Raw genomic sequence first — 6,983 nt, 5'->3', positions numbered from 1 at the left:
CGTTGCACGGGGGAGGCGGTCTACCGTCCTGATCGTGCGGACGGTAGATATCCGCCCCGCAAGGGCGACACCGCGATGGTCTGGTCGGCGGCCGGGGAACGGGTCTACGGACCATCCTCCAGGCTGCGTGGACCGCGCCCGCGGGCGGCTGGAATCGGCGCTGCGACTGTGTCGGGCCGCGTGGCTCGAGCCGTGGACGGCCCGGCAGATCTGGCTGTTCTGGCTGGTCAGCCGGCTACTTCTGATTACCTTGGCCATCGCGGTGAAGGTGCTGGGTGCCCAGCATGGCGTGCTCGGCGATGTTCGGCTCTATGACCGGTGGGGCGGTGATCTGGTCCATGGCTGGGGCCTGCCGGTCACCGACGAACGTTGGCAGTACCCTCCCGCCGCGGCCGTCGTGCTGGCCATCCCGTCCGCGCTGGAGGCGGTGACCAGGTTCCCGTACGGCGTCGGCTTCTTTTTGATGATTCTCGCGTCGGACGCGGCAATCACCGCCATCGTCGCTCGCCGTTCGGTGTCGGCGGCCCGGTTCTGGCTGATCGGGATCTGTGCGCTCGGCCCGGTCACGATGGCGCGCTTCGACATGGTGCCGGCGCTACTGACCGTGGCGGCTGTTGCGGCACTGAGTGGGCCGAGCGGAGGCGGCCGGGGAAACTGGGGCAGGGCCGGCCTGGCGGTGGGTCTCGGCACCGCGGTCAAGGTGTGGCCGGTGCTGCTGTTGCTCGCGCTGGGCGCGCCGGGTTCGGGCAGACGCCTGGCCCGGTTGTCGCCCCATCCTGCCCTGTTGCGTTTGGTGGCTGGGATGGCGGGAGCGGCTGCGCTGGTCACGGGGGTGCTGTTCGCCGCCGGCTGGTGGCGGGACGCCTTCGGTTTCCTGGACGCGCAGAAGGCCCGCGGCTTGCAGGTCGAGGCTGTCGCCGCGACTCCGTTCGTCCTCGCGCACATGGTCGGGTTGCATGCCGGGCCGGTGTATGCCTGGGGGGCATTGCAGTTCGGATCCGACGCGGCGCAACTGGTGGCAACGGCCTGTTCGTTTGTGGAGGTTGTGGTCGTGCTGGCCGCGGTCGCGCGGTGGTGGCTGCCTCGGCCGTCCCGTGGCCGCGAAGAAGCTCGGATGGCGAGCGACCCCGCGGATCGCATGCTGGCGCTTTTGCTGGTCGTGCTCGTGACAAGCCGGGTGCTCAGCCCGCAGTATCTGGTGTGGGTACTGGCCGTCGCCGCCTGCCGCCCGCTGTTGTCCGGCCAGGCCGTATCAGCGGGGCACCATGTGGGTGACCCGCGTCGCCGGGTCACCGCCGGTCTGCTGGCCACGTGCCTGCTCTCGTTCGTGGTCTACCCGGTCCGCTATGAGGACGTCATCCAGGGCAGGGTTGTCGCGAGCCTGCTGTTGGTCGCTCGCAACGGTCTGCTTCTCATCGTCTGCTGGTACGCCGTCCGCGCCGCTTGGCCGCTGCCCTGGCGAGAGGTACGACGATCATGGTGGTGGACGCGGCCAGCGCCGCGGCGGCCAGCACCGTGTGTCCGGGCGGACGTGCCCGGTCCAGCAGGGCCCAGGTCGGAGCCAGCGAGGCGAGCGATGTCAGACAGAGGGTCACCGATATGAAGATCATAATTCGGCGCGGTGTGTGTGCGCCGGTTATGGCGATCATGATTGCCAGGGCTGGGAGGGCCAGCGCCAGATACCAGGGATAGAGAACCGGGCTGCCCAGGGCCACGGCGATGCCGCCGACGCCGACGATGGCGATATCGTCCGGGGCTCGTCCGGCAGGCCCGTCCGTCGACGGGCTGAGCCAGGCCCGCCCCAACAGCCATGCGACGACAGCGGCGGCCACGAGCAACGACAGCATTCGGCAGCCGGCGAGGGCCGCGTCGGCATGGCCGCCGAGACCCAGCAGTCGCAGCGGTGGGGAGATCAGGTGGGCGAGCAGCGTGGCCGGGGCGATGCCGGTCCGCAGTGTGCCAGAGGTGGCCAGCGCCGCGATCCAGGTGGGGCCGAAGCCGGCCATGACCATGCTGGCCGCGGCCGTGGCCGTGGCCACCGCGAGGTCAAGGAGCGCGCCCGCCGCCGCGGCGGCGCTGCCCGTGGCGCGCCGGGGCGCATCGGTCCTGGCGGCTGCGTCGGAGCCAGTCATGATCTGTTCACGAAGGTGGAGGAGGAGCAGCACGACGAGACCGAGGAAGGCGGTCGCCTTGACCGTACCGGCCAGGCAGGCAAGGGCGACAGCACCGGCCCGGCTCACGGTCGGACCGATCGCGAATCCAGCTGCCCGGTCCCGTTGCCGTTGGATTTCCCAGCGGCGCCGGTGGCGGTCGAGCACGAGCGCCGTGACTGTCAGCGCGCCGGCCAACGCGTCCAGGTGCGCTCCGCCGATCAGATGGATGACGGTGATCGGGTTGCAGGCGAGCAGGGCGAGTACCAGCCCGGTCCGCTGGTTGCGGGTCCGCCGGGGCAGCAGGCGGGGTGTCAGCGTCACCAGCGCCACCACCGAGATCACGGCGACGAGGCGCAGCAGGAGCACGGCGCCGATCGGACCGGTGCCGAACAGCGCCGCACCGAGCGCCGCGGCCGTCTTCTCGACGAACACGGCTGTTCCCCCGTAGGGGGCATGGGTTTCGCGCCAGCGTGGATCCACGGCGGCCACGAAGGCGTCCAGGTGGGGGCCGAACGCGCGCAGCGCCGAGATGCCGTGTGTCGCCGGGTCCAGCCCGTGGCGGGCAAGCTCGCCCTGACCGGCATAGGCGTAGACGTCCCGGCTGAACAGCGGCGGGCCGAGAGCGAACGGCAGGCTCCAGGCGACCGAGGCGACAGCCAGGCGGGATGGCGCGAGGACCGCGCGGGTGGTCGTACGGATCAGGATGCACCAGGACAAACACAGCATGATTACACCGAGGGCCGCGATCGGGGCCAGCCAGCCCCGGGTAACGTCAGGCGGCGCGCTGGATGGGAGGATCCCCCACCAGGACGAGGGATTGAGCGTGTCCGGGTTACGCGGACCGAGCCGGGCTTCGGCGAGGACGGTGGTAACCGCCGCGACAGTGCCCATCAGCGTCGGGCATACGGTGGGTGCATGAAACGGGCCGATACGCGGACGAAACCGCCGATTGGGTCTTCGTTGCCCCCGGCCGATGGCGCCGCCGGGGGTCCGGACCGGCGCTGACCGGGTAGTTCCGGTCAGCGGGTTCCCAGACGTTGGACAGTGGGAGGTGTCGGGTGGGTCTGCTCGGCACCATCCTGCGCGGACGGGGGCCGCACGGACATCGGCTCGGGGGACGTCGGCCCTGGGAAGGCCGGTCGCGGGACGGGTATCGCGAGGAGCATCCCGCCGGCTGCCCCGACGAGCGTTGTGAAACCGTGTCACGTGAAACCGCGGTACACGGAACCGCGGTACGGCGAATCGTGACAGAGCGGTCGCTGACGGGTGAACCCGGACCACCGGTGACGCGCTCCTTCCCAACGGTTTTTCTCCCGTTCCGGCGGGCGGGGACATCCCGGGCGGGGACCTCCGCCGTCGGGCCCCGCTTCGTCGGGTTGGTGGGCGAGGGGCCTCGGCATCGGGCGGTCCGGGGCGTTCTCGCCGCCGCATCGGCCATCGTCGAGGTGCTCCGGCGCCGACCATGGCTGATCACTATGGTGCTGTGCGGGCTGTCGTTGGCGCTTGGGCTCACCGGCCCGGACACCCCCGCTCAGGAATACCGAGTGTGGCTGTTCAAGCACGGTGGTGCCACCCTGTGGGACGATCAGTGGTACGGCGGGCATACCGTACCTGGCTACAGCGTGCTCTTCCCTCCGCTGGGTGCGCTGTTCGGGGTGCAGGTGCTGGGCTGCCTGGCCGGTGTGGCGTCCACGATGATCGCGACGCGGCTGCTGCGCGGGCCCGGCCGGGCGCACGGTCACGACCTGGCCCTGGTCTGGTTCGCGGTCGCCACAGTGGCGAACCTCGTCGTCGGGCGGATGCCGTTCGCTCTCGGGATGGCCTTCGGCGCGCTCGCGCTGCTCGGCGTGCGTGAGCGCCGGATGACGGCCGCGTGGGTGGGCGCGATCGGCTCGTCGCTCGCCTCACCGCTCGCCGGTGGGTTCGTGCTGCTGGCTGGGCTTGCCCTGGTCGGCACACTCGACCGGCGTCGAGTGCTGCCGCTGGCCGGGGCAGCGAGCGGCATCCTCGTCGCTCTGCTGTTTCCCGAACACGGTGTGCAGCCGTTTCCGGCGCTGACGTTCCTGTCGCTGCTCGCGCTGATCGCGGCCGGGCTGGTCGTCGTCCCGAAGAGGGAGGTGGCGATCCGGCGTGGCCTGGGGCTGTGGGCTGTTTCCGCGGCTGTCTTCTTTTTCGTCCCGACACAGATCGGCGGGAACATCGCCCGGCCCGCGACCCTGCTCGCGGGCCCGGTCGCGGCGATGCTGCTGGCCCGCCGGCCACGGGTACTGCTTGTTGTCGCGATACCGTTGATCGGTTGGCAGATCGGCCCGGTGCACGGTGCGCTGGCTACCTACGGGGACGCTTCCGGCCAGGGCAGCTACTACTCCGGCCTGCTCGACTATCTTGATCATGGTCCGGTGGCGGCGGGCCGGGTGGAGGTCCCGTTCACCCGTGCGCATTGGGAGGCCTCGTTCGTCGCGCCGCACGTCCCGTTGGCCCGCGGCTGGGAACGCCAGCTCGACATGAAGTACAACTCGCTGTTCTACGACGGCACCCTCGCCCCTGACACCTACCACCAGTGGCTGCTCGAGCGCGGCGTCCGGTTCGTGGCACTGCCGGATGTGGAACTGGACTCCTCCGCCGTCGAGGAGGCGAAGCTGCTCGCGGCCGGGCAGCCCTACCTGGAGCTCGCGTGGTCGGACGCGCACTGGAAGGTCTGGCTGGTCGCCGATGCGCCCGGCCTCGTGCGGGGGCCGGCGAGCCTGACCGAGCTCGGGGTCAGCTCACTCGCGGTGGACTTCTCCGCACCCGGGATGGCGACCGTCCTCGTCCACTTCACGCCGTACTGGCAACTGGATGACGGCCACGAGGCCTGCGTGTTCCAGGCCGCGGACGGCTGGACGGGCATCCTCACCGACTCGCCGGGGCCGGTGCGGCTGTCCGCCCGCCTGACCGTCAGCGGTCTGACCAGGGCCAGCGCCCTGGACTGCCCCGCCGACCCCCGCGTCCACTGACAGCGCTCCCGAACCGTTCGGATGTCCGGTCCTGGACACGGTACCGACAGACAGCTGATTGTCCGAATTCGTTATGATGTTGACCGGTCGCGCAGAGCACTCGTTCGGCGTGGTTTGTCGGCATCCGGGGGGAGAAAATGCCAGACGTCGTGGGAAACTACCGACGCATCGTCGCGCAACGCTGGCCAGGTTGGTGGGTGAACTGGCCGCTGACCAGGGTCATCGCAGTCGGTGACAGCTTCGTGGCGACGTCGACCAGGCTGGTGCTGGCCGGCGCTATAGCCGGCGGAGTACACATCCGCCCTGGTACGACGATCCCCAGTTTCGAGCACGACTCGAACGGAAATGTCGAGATCGTTTTCATGCCGGCCGCCGCGGCCGGCGCCCCGGGAAACCCGTCCGCGGCCTGACCTGATGACGACATCTCCCCCGCACATGCAGCCACCTGGCGTTTCGGGCCCGGACAACCGACCCACCGCGGTCTTCGACATCCAACCCGACCCGACGAACCCGGAAAGCTACATCGTCAATCTGTATCGCTACGACGGGCGGTGCGGAGCAGGGCAGGTACGGACCCGAACACCGTTGTCGTCTGGCAGCGCATGTTTTTCCGTAGTGGATCTTCAGGCTATCCGAGACCAGCTGCCTGCGAACAGCCCGCTGCCCGGGCAGCGAAGCGACGAGACCTTCTTGTGCCGCGTGGGCGAGAGCCTGTTCGCCCTCCTCAATCGAGGTGATGTTGAGGAGGCGTGGGCTTCGTTTCAGACGAATCCGCCCCGCCGGGTGCTCCTCGCACTGCCTGCCGCACAGGATGATCCGGGCAACCTCCGTGAGCTGCCATGGGAGCTGATCTACGGAGATGGGCCGGCTGGCGACGGCCTCTCCGGTTTTTTCTTCCAGGACCACGAAATACCCTGGTCGTTGTGGCACCGGCACGACGGTCGATGGGCTCCCGACAGAGAGAAAGGCCCGTTGCGTGTCCTGGTCGTCGTCTGTGAGCCGGACACGCCTGGCCTGCTGGCGGATCAGGAAATCGTAAGCATCACAACGGGTCTTGCCACCTGGTCTGTACCGGTGCATACTGAAGTGCTGTTTAGGCCATCAGTCGATCTCCGTGCCACACGGAGATCGTCGCGTCGGTTGCCGGCAGCGGGATCTGTACGGTCGCCGTTGCTCGGCACTGATTGAGTGGTGTGAGCGCGGCCACGGTTCGTCCCGTCGCAGCCAGGAGATCCTCCCCGGTCCGCGGAGCGTCCGCCGAGGGCGTGGCGGGCAGCTCGCACCGCCCGGCCCCCGGATACCCGTCGCGGGCTATCTTGTTCAGGCTGGCGGTGTCCGCGCTGCCGAACCCGAGTGGCCACACCTCGATCTGTTTGTCCTTCAACTCGCTCGGGACGGCGTTGATGAGCTGGTCTCGGGCGGTCACAGTCCGCCGGCCCCGGTCGCCGGGGCGGCCGGGATCGTCATAGGCGACGACGTTGGGGACAGCCTGCGGCCCGCCGGCGAGCAGCACCAGGACCCGGCGGGTGCCGACGGCAGTGTTGTCCGCCAGGTCCTTGCCGAAGAAGCGCAGCGCCCCGGCGATGTCGGCGTCGTTCCCCTCGCTGGAGGTCCGTTTGTGCAGGCTCGCGGCGCAGTCCGCGATCGGCGAAGCCGCGGTGGCCTGGCCGGTCGCAGGGGTGCTGTGGCCCGCTTCGCGGAAGGGACAGACCCGGTCGAAGGCGGATCTTCCCTCTGCCGGCGCGCTGCCGAAGCCGGACACCGCGACCTGGTACTCCCCGGGCGCCGCGTGCTCGCCCGCCAGCGCGGCATTGGCAATCGTGTCGGCGGCCGC

General features: G+C 69.8%; 4 protein-coding genes and 1 pseudogene. 3 read left to right on the top strand and 2 right to left on the bottom strand.

Translation table 11 applies throughout. The features are described 5' to 3' along the window. Positions 1 to 34: 34 nt before the first annotated feature. Positions 35 to 1,060, top strand: a pseudogene (locus tag MJ777_RS23320) (glycosyltransferase 87 family protein); the annotation flags it as partial. Between the two features lie 352 nt (positions 1,061 to 1,412). Here the strand turns inward: MJ777_RS23320 and mptB are convergent. Then, a complete protein-coding gene (mptB, locus tag MJ777_RS21715) occupies positions 1,413 to 3,044 on the bottom strand; it encodes a polyprenol phosphomannose-dependent alpha 1,6 mannosyltransferase MptB (RefSeq protein WP_370652809.1) in 1,632 nt (543 codons plus the stop codon). 584 nt (positions 3,045 to 3,628) lie between these two features. Here mptB and MJ777_RS21710 point away from each other — a divergent pair. Next, positions 3,629 to 5,149, top strand: a complete 1,521-nt coding sequence (locus tag MJ777_RS21710) for a hypothetical protein (protein ID WP_370652810.1) — start codon at positions 3,629 to 3,631, stop codon at positions 5,147 to 5,149. A gap of 137 nt (positions 5,150 to 5,286) precedes the next feature. Further along, complete coding sequence (locus MJ777_RS21705) at positions 5,287 to 5,559, top strand: hypothetical protein (protein ID WP_239377632.1); 273 nt, start codon at positions 5,287 to 5,289, stop codon at positions 5,557 to 5,559. 683 nt (positions 5,560 to 6,242) lie between these two features. On the opposite strand, the gene MJ777_RS21700 is transcribed toward MJ777_RS21705, so the two are convergent. Further along, on the bottom strand, positions 6,243 to 6,983 hold a 741-nt coding region (locus MJ777_RS21700), incomplete at its 5' end, for a hypothetical protein (RefSeq protein WP_239377631.1).

It is taken from the genome of Protofrankia sp. Cj5 (assembly GCF_917627405.1).
Classification (GTDB): Bacteria; Actinomycetota; Actinomycetes; order Frankiales; family Frankiaceae; genus Protofrankia.
This window is presented reverse-complemented; position numbering and strand designations above follow the sequence as displayed.

Bases quoted from the DNA above. Each gene is read 5' to 3' on its own strand.
- MJ777_RS21705 (WP_239377632.1), top strand. From the start codon at position 5,287: ATGCCAGACGTCGTGGGAAACTACCGACGCATCGTCGCGCAACGCTGG.
- MJ777_RS21710 (WP_370652810.1), top strand. From the start codon at position 3,629: ATGGTGCTGTGCGGGCTGTCGTTGGCGCTTGGGCTCACCGGCCCGGAC.
- mptB (WP_370652809.1), bottom strand. From the start codon at position 3,044: ATGGGCACTGTCGCGGCGGTTACCACCGTCCTCGCCGAAGCCCGGCTC.